At 66.4% G+C, this 15911-nt stretch carries 14 protein-coding genes; 11 read left to right on the forward strand and 3 right to left on the reverse strand.

Features of this window, described 5'->3' with window-relative positions; genetic code table 11:
* The first annotated feature begins 227 nt into the window (after positions 1–227).
* From rpsM to L0966_RS01285, 6 genes are all read left to right on the forward strand, one after another.
* Positions 228–596: a 30S ribosomal protein S13 gene (gene rpsM / locus L0966_RS01260; protein WP_234050031.1), complete on the forward strand. Its 369-nt coding sequence runs from the start codon at positions 228–230 to the stop codon at positions 594–596.
* 119 nt (positions 597–715) lie between these two features.
* Positions 716–1105 (forward strand): 30S ribosomal protein S11, encoded by a 390-nt coding sequence (rpsK, locus tag L0966_RS01265; protein WP_234050032.1) that lies wholly within the window; start codon positions 716–718, stop codon positions 1103–1105.
* A 138-nt stretch (positions 1106–1243) separates the two neighbouring features.
* Complete coding sequence (locus L0966_RS01270; RefSeq protein ID WP_234050033.1) at positions 1244–2266, forward strand: DNA-directed RNA polymerase subunit alpha; 1023 nt, start codon at positions 1244–1246, stop codon at positions 2264–2266.
* Positions 2267–2333: 67 nt separating this feature from the next.
* Positions 2334–2759 carry a 50S ribosomal protein L17 gene (rplQ, locus tag L0966_RS01275; RefSeq protein ID WP_234050034.1) on the forward strand — a complete coding sequence of 142 codons (426 nt, stop codon included), beginning with the start codon at positions 2334–2336 and terminating at the stop codon, positions 2757–2759.
* Between the two features lie 141 nt (positions 2760–2900).
* Positions 2901–4334, forward strand: coding sequence for a DegQ family serine endoprotease (locus L0966_RS01280; protein WP_234050035.1), 1434 nt, complete (start codon positions 2901–2903; stop codon positions 4332–4334).
* 8 nt (positions 4335–4342) lie between these two features.
* Entirely contained in the window at positions 4343–5665 is a 1323-nt protein-coding gene (locus L0966_RS01285; protein ID WP_234050036.1) for a replication-associated recombination protein A, read from the forward strand.
* Between the two features lie 102 nt (positions 5666–5767).
* On the opposite strand, the gene L0966_RS01290 is transcribed toward L0966_RS01285, so the two are convergent.
* On the reverse strand, positions 5768–6250 hold the full coding sequence (locus tag L0966_RS01290) for an Lrp/AsnC family transcriptional regulator (protein WP_234050037.1): 483 nt from the start codon (positions 6248–6250) through the stop codon (positions 5768–5770).
* A gap of 272 nt (positions 6251–6522) precedes the next feature.
* Here L0966_RS01290 and trxB point away from each other — a divergent pair, with 272 nt between their 5' ends.
* The 5 genes from trxB (at position 6523) to L0966_RS01315 (ending at position 13724) form a co-directional block, all read left to right on the forward strand.
* Entirely contained in the window at positions 6523–7479 is a 957-nt protein-coding gene (gene trxB / locus L0966_RS01295; protein WP_234050038.1) for a thioredoxin-disulfide reductase, read from the forward strand.
* Positions 7480–7578: 99 nt separating this feature from the next.
* A complete protein-coding gene (locus tag L0966_RS01300) occupies positions 7579–8469 on the forward strand; it encodes a LysR family transcriptional regulator (protein WP_234050039.1) in 891 nt (296 codons plus the stop codon).
* Between the two features lie 328 nt (positions 8470–8797).
* On the forward strand, positions 8798–9316 hold the full coding sequence (locus L0966_RS01305) for a peptidoglycan-binding protein (RefSeq protein ID WP_234050040.1): 519 nt from the start codon (positions 8798–8800) through the stop codon (positions 9314–9316).
* Between the two features lie 97 nt (positions 9317–9413).
* Positions 9414–10115, forward strand: a complete 702-nt coding sequence (locus tag L0966_RS01310; RefSeq protein WP_234050041.1) for a M15 family metallopeptidase — start codon at positions 9414–9416, stop codon at positions 10113–10115.
* Positions 10116–10265: 150 nt separating this feature from the next.
* A complete protein-coding gene (locus L0966_RS01315) occupies positions 10266–13724 on the forward strand; it encodes an autotransporter domain-containing protein (RefSeq protein ID WP_234050042.1) in 3459 nt (1152 codons plus the stop codon).
* A 153-nt stretch (positions 13725–13877) separates the two neighbouring features.
* Here L0966_RS01315 and L0966_RS01320 read toward each other — a convergent pair whose 3' ends face one another.
* The gene (locus L0966_RS01320) at positions 13878–14723 is read right to left on the reverse strand and encodes a triphosphoribosyl-dephospho-CoA synthase (RefSeq protein WP_234050043.1); all 846 of its coding nucleotides are present in this window, start codon (positions 14721–14723) and stop codon (positions 13878–13880) included.
* Positions 14724–14744: 21 nt separating this feature from the next.
* On the reverse strand, positions 14745–15881 hold the full coding sequence (locus L0966_RS01325; protein WP_234050044.1) for an ATP-grasp domain-containing protein: 1137 nt from the start codon (positions 15879–15881) through the stop codon (positions 14745–14747).
* Positions 15882–15911 lie beyond the last annotated feature (30 nt).

Here is a 15911-nt window from a genome sequence, read left to right on the forward strand (position 1 = left end):
GGGGGCAGGGGCGGGTGCCATGGAGTGGAATTGACTCTTTCGTTAATTCCCGCTAAGGGCACTCTCTCGCTTCGGAAGTTGGTGCTGCGCGCTCCGCCTGGAAGGGCAGGGCGTGGTGGCACCTTTGTCGTATTCGCGGCGTAATCGTCTCCGCAGGGGCCGGGCTCCACCGGACGCGGAGTGCCCTCCGTCGGCGTGAAAATCGCAGACGGTACATGGAGAGAGCAGTGGCTCGTATTGCAGGCGTCAATATCCCGACCAACAAGCGCGTTGTCATCGCGCTTCAGTACATTCACGGCATCGGCCCCAAGAACGCCGAAGAGATCGTGACGAAGGTCGGCATTCCGGCTGAGCGCCGGGTGAATCAGCTCACCGACCAGGAAGTGCTGCAGATCCGTGAGGCCATCGACCGCGACTATATCGTGGAAGGTGATCTGCGGCGTGAAGTGGCGATGAACATCAAGCGCCTGATGGACCTCGGCTGCTATCGCGGTCTGCGTCACCGTCGTGGCCTGCCCGTGCACGGCCAGCGGACGCACACCAATGCCCGCACCCGCAAGGGGCCGGCCAAGCCCATCGCTGGCAAGAAGAAGTGATCGGCCGCAAGGCTGCATGAGGGGAGGCCGGCGCTGCCGGCCTTGCCCGTTTCCCGGCCCCGAAGGGGGTCATCCCGAGCGCCTGGTGCTACGGGCGCGTTTGAAGGATCAAAAAGAGTATGGCTAAGGAAGCTACCCGCGTTCGTCGTCGCGAGCGTAAGAACATTGCCTCGGGCGTGGCTCATGTGAACGCTTCGTTCAACAACACCATGATCACGATCACCGACGCTCAGGGCAACACCATTTCCTGGTCGTCCGCAGGTGCCATGGGCTTCAAGGGCTCGCGCAAGTCTACGCCGTATGCGGCGCAGGTTGCGGCGGAAGACGCCGCCCGCAAGGCTGCGGAGCACGGCATGCGCACCCTTGAGGTGGAAGTGTCCGGTCCTGGTTCGGGTCGTGAGTCCGCGCTGCGCGCGCTGCAGGCAGCGGGCTTCCTCGTCACCTCCATCCGTGACGTGACCCCGATCCCGCACAACGGCTGCCGTCCGCGCAAGCGCCGCCGCGTCTGATCCGCTCTTGGTCCCGCGAGTTTTTTTGCTTGCGGGTCGTTTGCCCGGTTTCTCCTCCCCGATCGGGACGGGTCTGCACCTCCGGATGAGGTCTTCAAAGCCCCGGTAGCCGTGTCAGCCCGGCGAGAAAGCAAGGTGATGCAAGTGATTCAGAAGAACTGGCAAGAGCTGATCAAGCCCGAGAAGCTGCAGGTGAGCCCGGGTAGCGATCCGAAGTGCCTGGCCACCGTTGTCGCGGAGCCGCTGGAGCGCGGCTTTGGCATGACGCTGGGCAATGCTCTGCGGCGTATCCTGCTGTCGTCCCTCCAGGGGGCGGCCGTGACGTCCATCCACATCGACGGGGTGCTGCACGAGTTTTCGTCCATCCCCGGCGTCCGCGAGGATGTGACCGACATCATCCTGAATGTGAAGGATGTCGCCATCAAGATGCAGGGCGATGGCCCCAAGCGCATGGTGGCGAAGAAGACTGGTCCCGGCGTTCTCTATGCCGGCGACATCCAGACCGTGGGCGACGTTCAGGTTCTGAACCCGAACCTTGCGATCTGCACCCTCGATGAGGGCGCGGAGCTGCGGGTCGAGTTCACGGTGGACACGGGCAAGGGCTATGTGGCGGCGGATCGCAACCGTCCCGAGGATGCCCCGATCGGCCTCATTCCGATCGACAGCCTGTATTCGCCGGTGCGCAAGGTCTCGTACAAGGTCGAGAATACCCGTGAGGGCCAGATTCTCGACTATGACAAGCTGACCATGCAGATCGAGACCAATGGCTCGATCTCTCCGGAGGATGCGCTCGCCTATGCCGCGCGGATCCTGCAGGATCAGCTTGAGATCTTCGTGAACTTCGAAGAGCCCAAGCGCGAGAGCGAGACGACCGCGATCCAGACGCTGCCGTTCTCTCCGGCCCTGCTGAAGAAGGTGGACGAGCTCGAGCTCTCCGTCCGTTCGGCGAACTGCCTGAAGAACGACAACATCGTCTATATCGGCGACCTGATCCAGAAGAGCGAGACGGAGATGCTCCGCACGCCGAATTTCGGCCGTAAGTCGCTCAACGAGATCAAGGAAGTGCTCGCCTCCCTCGGTCTGCACCTGGGCATGGAAGTGCCCGGCTGGCCGCCCGAGAACATCGAAGAGCTCGCGAAGCGCTTCGAGGAACACTACTGAACCCATAAGCGGCTCGAGCCGCGCAACCTTTCGGCTCGCCGCCGTCATCTTTCAGGAGTTCGCCGTCATGCGTCACGGCAAGGTACACCGCAAATTCAACCGCACGGCGGAGCATCGCAAGGCGATGTTCTCCAATCTCGCGGGCGCGCTCATCACCCATGAGCAGATCGTCACCACCCTGCCGAAGGCCAAGGACCTGCGTCCCGTGGTCGAGAAGCTGGTGACCCTGGCTCGCCGGGGCGATCTGCACGCTCGTCGTCAGGCCGTTGCCGAGCTGCGCGACCTCACGGTCGTCAAGAAGCTCTTCGACGTGCTGGCGCCCCGCTATGCGGCGCGTCCGGGTGGCTACACCCGGATCATCAAGGCCGGCTTCCGCTATGGCGACAACACCGCCGTTGCCGTGATCGAGTTCGTGGATCGCGACGAGGACGCCAAGGGCGCCGCCGATCGCGCCCGCGTCGAGGCCGAGGCCGGTGAAGCCGCTGCGGCGTGAGCTTTTTGCGCACGCGATGAATTGAAAAAGGGCGGTCCTCGGGCCGCCCTTTTTTTCGTCCAGAGGTGGCCGAGCCGCGCGAATCTGCGAGATGTGCGGACTGGCGCGTTGGGACCATGAGTAAGCAAGAAGGGTGACGGGATGCTGAGACGGCTTTCGCTCTGTTTGGCCGCCGGGGCCGTGGCGCTGGCGACGGCGTTTGGCGCAGGGAGCGCATCCGCGCAGGCGCAGCGCGTGCCGGTCTCGCAGGCGGAAGTGAAGCTGTCGTTTGCGCCGGTCGTTGCGCGCACGGCTCCGGCTGTGGTGAACGTCTATGCGATGAAGACCGCGCAGCAGCGGGCTAACCCGTTCTTCGATGATCCCTTCTTCCGCCGCTTCTTCGGCGCCCCCGGGGGCGTTCCCGGCCTGGGTGCGCCGGAGCGGATGCAGCGTTCGCTGGGCTCAGGTGTGATCGTCGATCCCTCTGGGCTGGTGGTGACTAACTACCATGTGATCGAAGGGGCGGATGAGATCCGCGTGGCGCTCAACGATAAGCGCGAATATGAGGCCGAGGTCCTGCTACGCGATCAGCGGACCGACCTTGCCATTCTGCGCATCAAGCCGGAGGGCAAGGAGAGCTTCGCCTCGCTGGACCTGGGCAATTCGGACGAGCTCGCGGTCGGGGACCTGGTCCTGGCGATCGGCGATCCCTTCGGCGTTGGGCAGACCGTGACGCAGGGCATCGTGTCCGCGGTTGCGCGCACGCAGGTTGGTGTGTCCGACTATCAGTTCTTCATTCAGACTGACGCCGCCATCAATCCCGGCAATTCGGGTGGTGCGCTGGTGGACATGTCGGGGCATTTGGTGGGCATCAACACCGCCATCTATTCCCGCTCGGGCGGTTCGATCGGCATCGGCTTTGCCATTCCGGTGAACATGGTGCGGGTGGTGCTGGAGCAGGCGAAGTCGGGCGGCAAGGCGGTGCGGCGGCCGTGGCTCGGCGCCAAACTGCAGCGCGTGACGCCGGAGATTGCCGACAGCCTGAACCTTCCGCGGCCGTCGGGCGCCCTTGTGCGGGAAGTGACGGCGGGTAGTCCGGCTGCGAAGGCGGGGCTGAAGGTGGGTGATCTCATCGTTGCCGTGGAGGGCCAGGGGATCGATGATCCGGAGTCGCTCAACTACCGGCTCGCGACCCGGCCCATCGGCAGCCGCGCTGCGCTGGGCCTCAATCGCGGCGGGCGCCCGGAGAGCGTCGTCGTGGTGCTGGAAAGTGCGCCGGAAACGCCGGCTCGTGATGAGGTGCTGCTGCGTTCGCGTTCGCCCTTCGGCGGCGCGACCATTGTGAACCTCTCGCCGGCGGTTGCGGAAGAGATGCGGGTGGATGGGGCGTCGACGGGTGTAGTGATCGCAGAGATCGCGGATGGCACGCCGGCGGCGATGGCCGGCTTCAAGCCGGGCGACGTGATCGTGGAGGTCAACGGGGAGAAGATCGGCCGCACGCGCGAGCTTGAGACGCTGACCCAGACCCCCATGCGCGCGTGGCGCATTGTGGTCATTCGCGGCGGCCGCGCGATTTCGGCGCTGCTGCCGGGCTGAGGCGTGAAATGAGCGACCTGTTCGAAGCGGCGGGCGTGCCTGCCGGCGCGGGGGAGGGCGGCTCTCGCCCCCTGGCGGATCGGCTGCGGCCGACGACTCTGGCGGAGGTGGTGGGCCAGGACCATCTGGTGGGCCCGGATGGGGTGCTCACGCGCATGCTGGAGGGCCGCTCGCTGGGCTCCCTCATCCTTTGGGGGCCGCCGGGCACGGGCAAGACCACCGTGGCCCGGCTTTTGGCATCGGCCACGGACCTTCACTTCGAGCAGATCTCCGCCATCTTTTCCGGTGTCGCGGACCTGAAGAAGGTGTTCGAGCAGGCACGGGCGCGGCGGAGGGTGGGGCAATCCACGCTGCTGTTCGTGGATGAGATCCATCGCTTCAACCGCGCGCAGCAAGACAGCTTCTTGCCGGTGATGGAGGATGGCACCGTCACCCTGGTGGGCGCCACCACGGAAAACCCATCGTTCGAGCTGAATGCGGCGCTGCTGTCGCGGGCGCGGGTGCTGGTGTTTCGTGCTCTGGACGCCGATGCCATCGGCCGCCTGTTGGCGCGGGCGGAGGAGATCGAGAACAAGCCCTTGCCGCTGACGGCGGAGGCCCGCCTGGCGCTGGTGAACATGGCCGATGGTGACGGCCGCGCGTCGCTGACCTTGACGGAAGAAGTGTGGCGCGCCGCGCGGCCCGGCGAGGTGTTCGACGTGGCCGGCCTTGCGGATGTGGTGCAGCGCCGCGCGCCCATCTACGACAAGAGCGAGGATGGCCACTACAACCTGATTTCCGCGCTGCACAAATCCGTGCGCGGTTCCGACCCCGACGCTGCGCTTTATTATCTGGCGCGGATGCTGGATGCGGGGGAAAGCCCGCTCTTCCTGGCGCGGCGCATCGTGCGCATGGCCATCGAGGATGTTGGCAATGCCGATCCGCAGGCTCTGGTGGTGGCCAGCGCGGCGAAGGATGCCTTCGATTTCCTGGGCTCCCCGGAAGGCGAGCTGGCCTTGGCCCAGGCGGTCGTCTACGTGGCTACGGCGCCCAAGTCCAACGCGGTCTATATGGCCTTCAAGGTGGCCCAGCGTCTGGCAAAGGAGGCGGGGTCGCTTACGCCGCCCAAGCATATTCTGAATGCGCCGACGAAGCTGATGAAAAAGGAAGGCTACGGCCAGGGCTATCGCTACGACCACGACGAGCCGGATGCCTTTTCAGGGCAGAATTACTTCCCCGAGGCGCTGGGCCGCCAGAGCTTCTACCACCCGGTGGAGCGTGGCTTCGAGCGCGAGATCCGGAAGCGCATGGACTATTGGGCGCGGTTGCGCGCCGAGCGGGGGGAGCGTTAGGCCATGTTCGGGCGGAGCGGATTCCGCTTCGCGCGAGCGCTGCAGGCACTCAAGAGGTTGGAGTCGTTCACCGCTTCTGGGTCGCGGAAAATGCACCCGGGCTCAAAGGCGCGGCAGGCCGGCTTCCAGCGGCACCGCGGGGGCGTTCTTCACCTGCTTCAGGGTGAGCGCAGTCTTCACATTGCGCACATTCGGGGTGGCGGTGATCTCCAGCACGAAGTTCTGGAAGGTGCGCAGGTCCGGCGCCACGCACAGCATCATGAAGTCCACATCGCCCGAGAGCATCCAGGCCGTGCGCACCAGCGGCCACTGGTCAATGCGTTCCTGGAAGGCGGCGAGGTCGGTTTCCGCTTGGCTGATGAGGTGGACCATGGCGAAGGCCATCAGGTCGTAGCCGAGGCGCTTTTCGTCGAGCAGTGCCCGGTAGCCCTGGATGATGCCATCATCCTCCAGCGCCCGCACGCGGCGCAGGCAGGGTGGGGCGGAGATGCCGACCCGGCGGGAAAGCTCCACATTCGTCATGCGCCCGTCGCGCTGGAGCTCGTCGAGGATCTTCCAATCGACAGCATCAAGGCGAACGGTCAAGGCGTGCTCCCGGTGGGCAGGTCGCCGATGTCCGGCGCACCGGCACCTTAGTGCGCGATTGCGGCAACGCAACGAAATAATCTTTCGCCACAGATCCAGTGCACAATGGACTCGAAAGATGGGCGCGGGCACCGCGGCGATGCCTTGTGGCGATGCGGTGGAGCCCCTACATTTGCGCATAGCTTACGCTGCGCTGGGGCATGGCCGGGGATCCCCCGCCTGCGCCACCCGCAGCGTGTTCGCCCCGAGGGGCCGAGCGCGTCGAGGACGTTATGAGTGTCCAGCATACCAAAGTCGTGATCATTGGCTCCGGGCCGGCGGGCTTCACCGCGGCCATCTATGCCGCCCGTGCCATGCTCCAGCCCATCCTGTTCGAGGGCATCCAGCCCGGTGGGCAGCTCACCATCACCACTGAGGTGGAGAATTATCCGGGCTTCGCCGAGCCGGTGCAGGGGCCCTGGCTGATGGAGCAGATGCGCGCCCAGGCGGAGAATGTGGGAACCACGCTGGTGGCTGACCACGTGGCCAGCCTCGATCTGTCCCAGCGCCCGTTCCGGCTCGTCACCGAGTCGGGCGTGGCCTACACGGCGGACACGGTCATTCTCGCCACCGGCGCCCAGGCGCGCTGGCTGGGGCTGGAGAGCGAGAACACCTATCGCGGATTCGGCGTTTCCGCCTGCGCCACCTGTGACGGTTTCTTCTATCGTGGCAAGGACGTCATCGTGGCGGGCGGCGGCAATACCGCCGTGGAAGAAGCGCTCTTCCTCACCAATTTCGCGGCTAAGGTCACTGTGGTCCACCGGCGCGAGGGCTTCCGCGCCGAGCGGATCCTGCAGGATCGCTTGTTCGCCAACCCGAAGGTGGACGTGGTGTGGAACGCGGAGGTGACGGAGGTGCTGGGCGCCGACGAGCCCACCCACGTGACCGGCGTCACGCTGCGTGACACGCGGACTGGCGAGACCCGCCAACTCAAGGCCGACGGCCTGTTCGTGGCCATCGGCCACGCGCCGGCGACCGAGCTGGTGAAGGATCAGCTCAAGCTGAAGCCCTCGGGCTATGTCTGGACCGCGCCGGATTCCACCGCCACCTCGGTGCCCGGCGTATTCGCGCCCGGCGACGTGGCGGACGATGTCTACCGCCAGGCGGTGACCGCCGCCGGCCGGGGCTGCATGGCGGCGCTGGAGGCCGAGCGCTTCCTGGCGCAAGCCATGGCCGAAGCCGCCGAATAGGTGTTTGGGCGCCGCAGCCGTGCGGCGCCCTTTCCATTTCAAACCATCGCACTCGACGCATCCCGCATTCCGCCGGATGCCGCACATGCCGGGGCCCCAATGGACTGGGACAAGCTGAAGGTCTTCCACGTCGCTGCTGAAGCGGGCTCCTTTACCCATGCCGGGGAGACGCTGGGGCTGTCGCAATCGGCGGTCAGCCGGCAGGTGTCAGCACTGGAAGCCGAGCTGAAGGTGCCCCTGTTTCACCGCCATGCCCGCGGCCTCATTCTCACGGAGCAGGGCGAGCTGCTCTACCGCACCGCGCATGAGGTGTTCCTGAAGCTGGAATCGGCCCGGGCCCAGCTGTCCGACAGCCGCGAGAAGCCCAATGGGGAATTGCGGGTGACCACCACGGTTGGGCTGGGCACCCACTGGCTCACCGCGCGGGTGGGCGAGTTCGTGGAGCTGTTCCCGGATATCCGCATTCAGCTCATTCTGACCGATGAAGAGCTGGACCTTGCCATGCGTGAGGCGGACGTGGCCATTCGCATGCGCCAGCCGGTGCAGCCGGATCTGGTGCAGCGCAAGCTCTTCACCGTGCATTTTCACGCCTATGCCTCGGTGGATTACCTGAAGCGGCATGGGCAGCCGCGCACTCTGGACGAGCTGGACCGCCATCGCATCCTGCTGCTCGGTGGGCCGATTCCCTCCTATTTCCAGGGCCTCAATTGGCTTGAGCATGCCGGGCGGGATGGAACTGTGCCGCGCATCCCCGCCTTCGAGGTGAACAGTGTGCTGGGCCTGAAGCGGGCGGTGGAGCGCGGCGTCGGCATCGGTACCCTGCCGGACTATCTGACCGATGACGCCACCTCTCTCGTTCAGCTGTTCACGGATCGGGAGACGCCGAAGCTGGAGGCCTATTTTACCTATGCGCAGGAAATGCGCTCGGTGGCCCGCATCCAGGTCTTCCGTGACTTCCTGATCTCCAAGGCACAGCGTTGGAATTACTGAAGTTTATCGTTCGTGTGACGTTTTACGCAGGGCTGGTGGGAATAGGCCCGCGTGCGGCGCATGCCTGACATGCAGTCAATTGCCATTGATTTATGCCTAAAGAGCGTGCAGTTTGCACATGCGCTGATCGCATCATGACTGATGCTTCAGCTGTTCCCCTCTGGAAGGTTCGCCGCTTAGCGGCGATACTTGCCGGGTCCGTAACTGGGCCCGGCATTTTTCTTATGTCGGAGCGCATGTACCTCTGCCGTGGTATTCTGTTATAGGCAGTTGGGGACTTTCCGCAGGCCCGAAAATCCCGGGCACCGATCGCATCGGAGGAGCGACCATGGCAGTGCTGAAGCGCGGACTGGCTGGAGAGCCGGTCAAAATTCTGCAGACCAAGCTGGGGGTGGTTGCTGACGGTCAGTTCGGCCCGGCGACCGAGGAGGCCCTGAAGGCCTACCAGAAGGCCCATGGCCTTGCCGTCGACGGCGTGGCGGGCCCGGACACCTTCCTGACCCTGGAGCTGCCCGAGCTCATCCTGCTGGCCACCGGCAGCCGTGGCGAGGCGGTGAAGAAGCTGCAGGCCGCTCTGGGCGTGGGCGCTGACGGCGTGTTCGGCGCCGGGACGGAAAAGGCGCTGCGCGAATTCCAGGCGAAGAATGGGCTGGATGCGGACGGCATGGCCGGCCCGGTCACCCTGGCCAAGATTTCGGCCTTCTCAACGGTCATCACCCCTGCGGCGGTTGAAAAGTCCCTGTCGGGCCCCGAGGTTGCGAGCCCCGATGCCAAGCCCGCCGCGGCCGATCTCGCCGCGGCGCCACGCAAGAGCATCTGGCAGACCATTACCAGCTTCTTCTCCTGAAGCCTGGGTGGGAGTTCGGCCGCCGGGAGCACCGGCGGCCTTCCCTTTGCTGCGACGCGGGAGCACGCTACATTCAAACGCTGCTTTGGATGATGGAATGCCCCGCCGCCTGATGGACAAGTTCGTGAAACCCGCCGCGATCGCCCTCGGCATCGCCGGCCTCAGCCTGGCCACCGAGGTCCGGGCGGAACGTCCGGACCTGTTCGTGGACGTGACGCAAATCGTGCCCGACGTGGTTCTCGATGTGCGCTATGCGGGCACGCAGAATTTCGTGGGTGCGCCTGTTGATGGCTATGGCGCCGCGCGCTGCCTGCTGACGAGGCCGGCGGCCCAGGCGCTGGCCGGCGTGGCGCGGGATGCCCACGCCAAGGGCTTGAAGCTGAAGCTGTTCGATTGCTACCGGCCAGCGCGCGCCGTGGCCCACTTCGCCCGCTGGGCGGCCGATCTTTCCGACACCCGCACGAAGGCGGTCTATTACCCGGACGTGGACAAATCCCAATTGTTCGCGCTCGGCTATATCGCCGAACGCTCCGGGCACTCGCGGGGCTCCACCCTGGATCTCACCCTGGTGAACGCCGCCACCGGCGCTGAGCTCGACATGGGCACGCCGTTCGATCTCTTCAGCGCGCGGTCCTGGCCGGCCTCGAAGGAGGTGAGCGCGGAGCAGAAGGCGAATCGGCAATTGCTGGCCACACTCATGGAGACGCACCGCTTCAAGCCCATAGAGCAGGAGTGGTGGCACTTCACTTTGGCGAACGAGCCATTTCCCGACACCTACTTCGATTTTCCCATCGAGTGAACGTGGCACCCGTGAATCGGTGGCGCAAATGCCGCGATTGGGGCCAAAAGGCGGCACCGCGCACGACGCCGCCTGCTGTGTCATGGTAGTGTCGCAGGGGAGCCCCTACGAAGGGCCTACTCCTTCCCTTACCGCCAGGACCTCAGGCCAATGTATCTTCTGCGCTCCTCCGCCAGCTCGCTCGTTCTTGCCTTGGTGTGCGCGGGGTTGGGGAATGCCGCCCTGGCCGGCTCGTTCACCGTTCCGCCGGCGTCTGGTCCGCAGAGCGTCTCGGGTACCGATACGGGCACCATCGCGGCCGGGGCAACCCTGGATGGGGGCTCCGATGCCGCCATCACCTGGAGCGCGCCGGCGACCGGGACCGGCGTCGATATCCAGAATGCGGGGGTCATCACCTCCACGGACCGCGGCATCGACACGGCTTCCGATGTCAGCGGCTTTTTCACGCTGACCAATACGGGAACCGTGGCCAGCACCGACGATGCCTTGCGCATCAAGGGCACCTTCGACGGGGGCTTCCTGGAAGTCATCAATGGCGGCGTCATCTCCTCGGCGGAGGGGCAGGCCCTGGATTTCGACAAGGCGGATAGCGACGGCGCGGTCGTCTTCGTCTCCAACAGCGGCACCATCCGATCCCAGGGCAGCGATGCGGTGCGCCTTGGCGGCGGGGTGGTGGTGATCTCCAATTCGGGGACCCTGGAGACCACGGCCAGCGGCAAGCGCGCCATCAAGATGGATACGCCCGCCAATTTCGAGACCCTGCTGGCCCTGACCATCGCCAATGAGGAAGGTGGTGTCATTTCCGGCACGGACGACGCCATTAAGCTTTCATCCGATGGTGCCAGCACCGCGTCGCCCCTCATCTCCATTTCCAATTCGGGGACCATCCGCTCCACCGTGGATGGCCAGGCGATCGACCTTGGTGGCATCGCCTCGCAGAACGCCATCATCACCATCAACAATTCCGAGACGGGCCTGATTACGGCCGCCGATGATGACGCCATCCAGGGCGCCAGCGGCATGGATGTGACCAATTACGGGCGCATCATCTCCAATTACGCGGCCGGTACTGCCGATACCCAGAACAATTCCGGCATCAAGATCGATGGCGAGGGGATGGCCGGCGGCATGAGCGCCACCATCACCAACATGGCCGGCGGCCTCATCTCCGGCGCCTATCATGGCATCAAGGCGTCCGGCCCCGAGGACTTTCTCGATGTGCGCAATTACGGCACCATCGAGGGCCGCAACGGCTCGGGCGTGAACTCGAACGGCAGCGGCGTCGTGGTCAATCACGGAACGATCACCGGCACCTTTGATCCGGCCGCCAGCTTCGGCGATGGCGACGGCGTGGATTTCGACCAGGCCGGCACCATCGTCAATTACGGCACCATCTCCGGTCTCGGCTCCAAGGGCACCAAGCCAGGCGAGCTGAAGCCCAGCACCAGCGAGGGCATCGCCATCGGCGGCGGCGCGATCCTGAATGGCGATGCTGAGGTGACGAGCGCCCTCATCTCCGGCGCCAATAACGGCATCCTGGCTGACGACAGCAATAATGGCGACGTCTTCAGCGCCCTTTCGGTGGTCAATTACGGCACCATTCGCGGCGAGGATGGGTTCGGCATCCGCATTGTCAACACCGCGGGCACCTTCGGCAACACCATCATCAATTACGGCACCATCTCCGGTACCACCTATGCCGTGGCGATGGGGGATGGGGACGACCAGTTCGTCTATGAGGCGGGCTCCCAGGTGGTCGGCGCGGTGCGGGCCGAAGGCGGCACCGACACCCTGCGGCTCGGCGAGGTGGACGGCGCCTTCGATCTCTCCCTGCTGGGCGATGGCGCCACCTATCAGGGCTTCGAGCGGCTGAGCCTTTCCATCGGCTCAAACTGGCTGGTCTCCGGAGCCACAGATTTTGCCGGTTCGGCGGACGTTGTCGGCGCCACCTTGCGCCTGGCCGGTGCCGACTTGTCCGGCGCCTCGGTCCGCGTTGCCGGCGACACGGCGAGCGGGCTCGCGGGCAGCCTGCTGGGCACCGGCGCCATCGGCTCCCTGAGCGTCGGGGCGGGGGGCCTCGTCGCGCCCGGCAGCACCGGGGCTCCGGGCACCCTGGCTGTGGCGGGGAACGTCACCTTCGAGGCGGGTTCCGCCTACCAGCTGCAGACCTCGGCGGCCGGGACGGTGGACCTGATCGCGGCCGGCGGCGCAGCCAGCGTCGACAGTGGAGCGCAGGTGGTGCTCAACACCCAGACCGGACATCTGGAGTGGGGCACCGACTACGCCATTCTGATCGCCACCGGCGGCGTGACCGGCAATTTCGGCAGCGTGAGCGAAACGGCGGGCTATCTTTTCCTCACCCCGCACCTCAGCGCGGACGCCAATGCCATCATCCTCAGCCTCGATCGCAACGGCACGCAGTTCTCGGCCTATGCGGTGGGGGCGAACGAGCTGGCGGTGGCCAATGCGCTGGATCTCTACGGCGCCGGAGCTACTCCGGGTTTCGGGGCGCTCTATGATCTGATGCTGCAGCAGACTTCCGCCGGCACCGTGCGCACCGCGCTCACCGAACTTTCCGGCGGAATCCACGCGACCCTTCAGGGCGCGGCGATCTTCAGCGAGAACACGCTGGTCAACGACACCCTGCTGGGCCGCCTGCGTCAGGCGGGCTATGCGGGCAGCTCGGGCGCGCAGGCCGCGCTGGGCTTCGGCGGGCCGGCGAGTGCCTACGCTGAGCCGCGCCAAGTTGAGGCCGGGCCGTTCAAGGCGATGCCAACGAAGGCGCAAGCCTCGGGCCCGGTGCTCACCGCCTGGGCGCAGGGCTATGGCCAGTGGGTGGATTCCAACGCCGGCGCGCAGGATGTGACCACCAAGGCCGGCGGTGCGCTGGTGGGTCTGGATGCCACCGATGGTCACCTCACCTACGGCTTCGCGGTGGGCTATTCGTCGAGCTCCACGGATGTGGCCAATGCCTCGTCCGATGCCGATACGGCGCGCGTGGCCGGCTATGCGGGCGCCAGCTTCGACGCCTGGAAGCTGCGCGCGGGTGCGGATATCGGCTGGAGCAGCCTGTCCACCTCCCGTTTCGTGGCCCTGACCGGGGAGCGACCGCAGGCGGATTACGGCGCGACGTCCGCCAACCTGTTCGGCGAGGTGGGCTACACGTTGACCATGGGGCCGGTCGCGCTGGAGCCGTTTGCCGGCATGGCCTGGAGCTATGCGGATTTCGGCAGCTTCTCGGAGACCGGGGCGCCGGTGTCCGGCCTGCGCTCGGATGGCGCCACCATGAGCACGCCCTATTCCACCCTGGGTCTGCGCGCGGCGGGCAGCTTCACCCTTCAAGAGGGCATGCGCCTCACCCCCTATGCCTCCGCCGGCTGGCGTCATGCCTTCGGCGATGTCACGCCAACCGAGAGCCTGACCTTCATCGGCCTGGGCACTTCCTTCCTGGTGGAAGGCGTGCCGGTGGCGACGGACAGCGTGGTGGTCACGGGTGGGCTGGACCTCGGCCTTGTCAATGGCGTGACGCTGGGGCTCGCTTATGACGGCAATTTCGGCGACGGCGTCACCTCCAATGCGGGCCGTGGCGTGCTGTCGGTGAAGTTCTGACCCTGGGCTTGATGGCAGGCAGGTGGCCTTGAGCATTCCCCGTTCCACGGCGCGGGGAATGCTCCCACACGGCGCACGCGCACACGGCGCGGTGGCAGGTTTTCACCCTGCGGGTCGCTGCGGCTCCGCTCGAAAGCGCCTCCGTGCTGGCCCTTAGGCCGCGAGCAGGGCGGCGAGGATGCTGGCGACGGTGAGGTCGGCGGTGGTGCCGGGATTAATGCCCCGCTCCTTCAGGCTGGCATCGAACTCCGCCAGTAGGGCATGCCGCTGCGATTCATCGGCCCCGGCCACGGCCTGGCGGAGCTGCTGGGCCTCCTCGCGCACCGTTTCCGCGGTCTGGTTGCCGAACTTGCGGGCAATGTGGCTGTCTGGAAAGGCGCACAGCAAAGCGAGATAGGCATTCTCCACGCCGTAGGGCGCGCAGGGCTCCGCTTCCAGCTCCGGCATGCCAATGGCGAAGACGTCGGCGAAATCGGTGGCATACTGGCGGGCGATGCTGTCGCGATGCGCCGCAAGGCTCATGGCCGTGCGCAGATCCGATGGCGCTGGGGCATGCACGTCGCCCTCGGCAGCATCCCCCAAGCCGCCGGGCTTGGCCGTGGCGATGGCGCGAAACGCATTCTCTGCATCGTCGAGGGTCAGGCCCGCCAGCACCTGCGCCAAACGGGCGCGCAGGCTACCCGGCTCCGGAGCCAGCGCCGCCGCGATGAGCGGCGCCGCAAGCAGGATGATGCCCAGATTGGTGTTGCACCCGGCCACGGCCAGCGAGGCGTCCACCGCGCGCCGAATGCGAACACCCACCTGGATGCCCGGCCGCGCGATCACGTCTGCGGCGGCTTGCGCCGCCTGCTCGAAGTGACGCACTTCCATGCCGTGTCCGGGTGCAAACACATGCACGTTGCCGGGCTTGAGCGCCTGCAGCTCCGCTCGGCACGCCGCCAGGAAGCAGGCGGCGGCGTGCTCGGCCCTCTCGCGCTCAGGCATCTCGCGCTCAGGCATGGGCGTGCTCAGCTCGGGGTGTCAGGCCGCCGGCTCGGCCAGGGAAGCGAAGCCGAGTTCGGCGCGGACTTCGGCCACCAGTACGTCAAGGCGGGCCCGCACGATCTCGGCGGTGGGTCCGCTGGCGCGCACGGTGCATACCGGTGCGCCGCGCGGAATGGCGGCGCCGGCTGCCGGCCGGTCGGCCACATATTGCGGGAGCGCGCAGTTGGGCACCAGAAGGTCCGTCTCTGCGTACAGCACCTGGCTCGCATGAACCTCGGCGGGGGCCGGGATGCTCGCCGGCACGCGGCCGCCACAGGCCGCCAGATGCAGGCCCAGCAAAGGCGGCAGCGGGTCCACATCGAAAATGTCGAGGGTCGCGCCCAGGCGGGGGTTCACTTCCACCAGGAACCAGCCATCCTCGCCCACCACGAAGTCCATGGAGATCAGGCCCACCAGCCCACAGGCAAGGGCCAAGCGCGTGGCGCCCTCACGCATAGCCTCGGCGTGGGCCGCCGGCAGGGCGACGGGGCCGACGACACCGCCATAGCGGAACGGATGCTCGCAATCATCGTCGCGCCACTGCTGCGAGGCGCCCACCACCACGGCCTTGTGGCCATTGGCTAGCAGCAGCAGGGAATAAGGCTCCCCCTTCACCTCCCGCTGGAGGTAGTCACCGGCGGCGGGGGCGGAGAGGTCCCCGGGCGCGCGGCGGCGGATGTGGCCCCCGCCGGCACCGCCGATCTTCTTCACCAGAATGGGCGCACCGCCGAACGCGCCCGGAACCGGGGCCTCGATGGTCACTTCCGGGAAGGGCACGCCGAGATGGCTGCAAATGCCGGCAAGGGCGAGCGGATCCTTCAGAACCCGCACGGTTTCCGGCGAATTACCGAGGATGGGATTGCGCACCGCGATGCGGGCCATGAGGTCCGGATCATCCTCCAGCCCGCTTCCGAGGATCACCGGCAGGCCGGCGGGGGAAAGGCTGGTGAGGGCCTGGATCAGGTCGTCCCCGTCGAAGGCATATCCATTGCGCTTGTGCACGCGCACGCAGCGCGCGGAATGGGCGCAGGTGTCGAGATCCGCGAACAGATCCAGCGCCAGGGCGGCGAACCCGGCCCGCGCGGCGGCGGCGGCGAGCGGGCGCGCGGAAAGGGCGATGAGAGCAAGATCCATGGCTAGTCGGCCTGCCTGTTTGTGAGCCCG

This window comes from Xanthobacter sp. NM-59 (assembly GCF_021401125.1).
GTDB lineage: Bacteria > Pseudomonadota > Alphaproteobacteria > Rhizobiales > Xanthobacteraceae > Xanthobacter.

Coding starts and splice junctions, on each gene's coding strand:
- rpsK (WP_234050032.1), top strand. CDS start 716: ATGGCTAAGGAAGCTACCCGCGTTCGTCGTCGCGAGCGTAAGAACATT.
- L0966_RS01270 (WP_234050033.1), top strand. CDS start 1,244: ATGCAAGTGATTCAGAAGAACTGGCAAGAGCTGATCAAGCCCGAGAAG.
- rplQ (WP_234050034.1), top strand. CDS start 2,334: ATGCGTCACGGCAAGGTACACCGCAAATTCAACCGCACGGCGGAGCAT.
- L0966_RS01280 (WP_234050035.1), top strand. CDS start 2,901: ATGCTGAGACGGCTTTCGCTCTGTTTGGCCGCCGGGGCCGTGGCGCTG.
- L0966_RS01285 (WP_234050036.1), top strand. CDS start 4,343: ATGAGCGACCTGTTCGAAGCGGCGGGCGTGCCTGCCGGCGCGGGGGAG.
- trxB (WP_234050038.1), top strand. CDS start 6,523: ATGAGTGTCCAGCATACCAAAGTCGTGATCATTGGCTCCGGGCCGGCG.
- L0966_RS01300 (WP_234050039.1), top strand. CDS start 7,579: ATGGACTGGGACAAGCTGAAGGTCTTCCACGTCGCTGCTGAAGCGGGC.
- L0966_RS01305 (WP_234050040.1), top strand. CDS start 8,798: ATGGCAGTGCTGAAGCGCGGACTGGCTGGAGAGCCGGTCAAAATTCTG.
- L0966_RS01310 (WP_234050041.1), top strand. CDS start 9,414: ATGCCCCGCCGCCTGATGGACAAGTTCGTGAAACCCGCCGCGATCGCC.
- L0966_RS01315 (WP_234050042.1), top strand. CDS start 10,266: ATGTATCTTCTGCGCTCCTCCGCCAGCTCGCTCGTTCTTGCCTTGGTG.
- L0966_RS01320 (WP_234050043.1), bottom strand. CDS start 14,723: ATGCCTGAGCGCGAGATGCCTGAGCGCGAGAGGGCCGAGCACGCCGCC.
- L0966_RS01325 (WP_234050044.1), bottom strand. CDS start 15,881: ATGGATCTTGCTCTCATCGCCCTTTCCGCGCGCCCGCTCGCCGCCGCC.